This is a genomic window from Streptomyces sp. NRRL WC-3549 (genome assembly GCF_000721935.1).
In the GTDB taxonomy this organism is placed as follows: Bacteria; Actinomycetota; Actinomycetes; order Streptomycetales; family Streptomycetaceae; genus Streptomyces.
The window spans coordinates 167,584-169,080 of record NZ_KL585381.1; the positions used below are offsets into that span (position 1 = coordinate 167,584).

Here is a 1,497-nt window from a genome sequence, read left to right on the forward strand (position 1 = left end):
CGGGCCGGCCGGCCCGGTGCGGAGCGGCGAGGACCGGACGGGCGCGGGCACGCTCGCGGTGACCGCCGTGCTGGCGCCCGTCCTCGCGGGTACGGCCACTCTCGTATTCCTGCTGGTCGCTATCTGCTGAAGGCCCCTGAAGGCCCTCAGCTCCTCCCTGCCCTTCGCCGCCACCATGGTCACGGCGGGGTGGTTCTTCGCCGCGGCCGCCGCCGCCTCGATCCTCGTCGCCACGGTCGGGCTCCTCGTCACCGCGCTGCGCAACGGCTCGACCGCGCTGCCCGTCGTGGCCGAGGAGGAGCTTCCCGAGGAGGTGGCGCGTGCCCGGGAGGCCTGGCGCCACGCCCTGCTGGAGCGGGGCGTCCTGCCGTTCCTGCGGGACGCCCTGGCCGATCCGGCGGCCCGTGTCCCGCACCGGTCGGCACACCGCCTTCCGAAGATCGGCTACAGCAGGCCGGACTTCTCGGGACCGCGGGAGGGCCGGTCGGCCGGGTCCCGCCCGATGTTCACCGGTCCCGACTTCACCGGCCCGGACTTCGGCGGCCCCGAGCACCAGCCGGAGTGAGCCTGCGGTGGGGCCGGGAGCCACGGTCCTTGCGGCCCCACCCAAACGTCAGTCCGCGATCGGCAGGTAGACCCGGTTGCCCGCCGCGGCGAACTCCGCGGACTTCTGGGCCATGCCCGCCTCGACGGCCGCCTGGTCCTCACCGTGTTCACGCCGGATGTCGTGCGAGATCTTCATCGAGCAGAACTTCGGCCCGCACATCGAGCAGAAGTGCGCCGTCTTGGCCGGCTCGGCCGGCAGTGTCTCGTCGTGGAACTCCCGTGCCGTGTCCGGGTCCAGCGCCAGGTTGAACTGGTCCTCCCAGCGGAACTCGAACCGCGCGTCCGACAGCGCGTCGTCCCACTCCTGCGCCCCCGGGTGGCCCTTGGCGAGGTCCGCCGCGTGCGCGGCGATCTTGTACGTGATGACGCCCGTCTTCACGTCGTCCCGGTTCGGCAGCCCCAGGTGCTCCTTGGGAGTGACGTAGCAGAGCATCGCCGTCCCCCACCAGGCGATCATCGCCGCGCCGATGCCCGAGGTGATGTGGTCGTAGGCGGGTGCCACATCGGTGGTCAGCGGACCGAGCGTGTAGAACGGCGCCTCCTCGCAGATCTCCTGCTGGAGGTCGATGTTCTCCTTGATCTTGTGCATCGGTACGTGCCCGGGCCCCTCGATCATCGTCTGGACGCCGAACCGCTTGGCCACGGAGTTGAGTTCGCCCAGCGTCCGCAGCTCCGCGAACTGCGCCTCGTCGTTGGCGTCGGCGATGGACCCCGGGCGCAGGCCGTCGCCGAGGGAGTACGTCACGTCGTAGGACGCGAGGATCTCGCAGAGCTCCTCGAAGTGCTCGTAGAGGAACGACTCCTTGTGGTGTGCGAGACACCAGGCCGCCATGATCGAGCCGCCGCGGGAGACGATGCCCGTCTTGCGCCGGGCGGTCAACGGGACGTACG

The 1,497-nt window shown here is 71.1% G+C and carries 1 protein-coding gene and 1 pseudogene; one reads left to right on the forward strand and one right to left on the reverse strand.

All coding sequences use genetic code 11. The features are described from left to right. Positions 1 to 565 (forward strand): annotated as a pseudogene (locus IH13_RS36470) (hypothetical protein); the annotation flags it as partial. A 48-nt stretch (positions 566 to 613) separates the two neighbouring features. On the opposite strand, the gene IH13_RS0101025 reads toward IH13_RS36470, so the two are convergent. Beyond that, the coding region (locus IH13_RS0101025) for a phosphomethylpyrimidine synthase ThiC (protein ID WP_031080187.1) at positions 614 to 1,497 on the reverse strand (884 nt) is incomplete at its 5' end.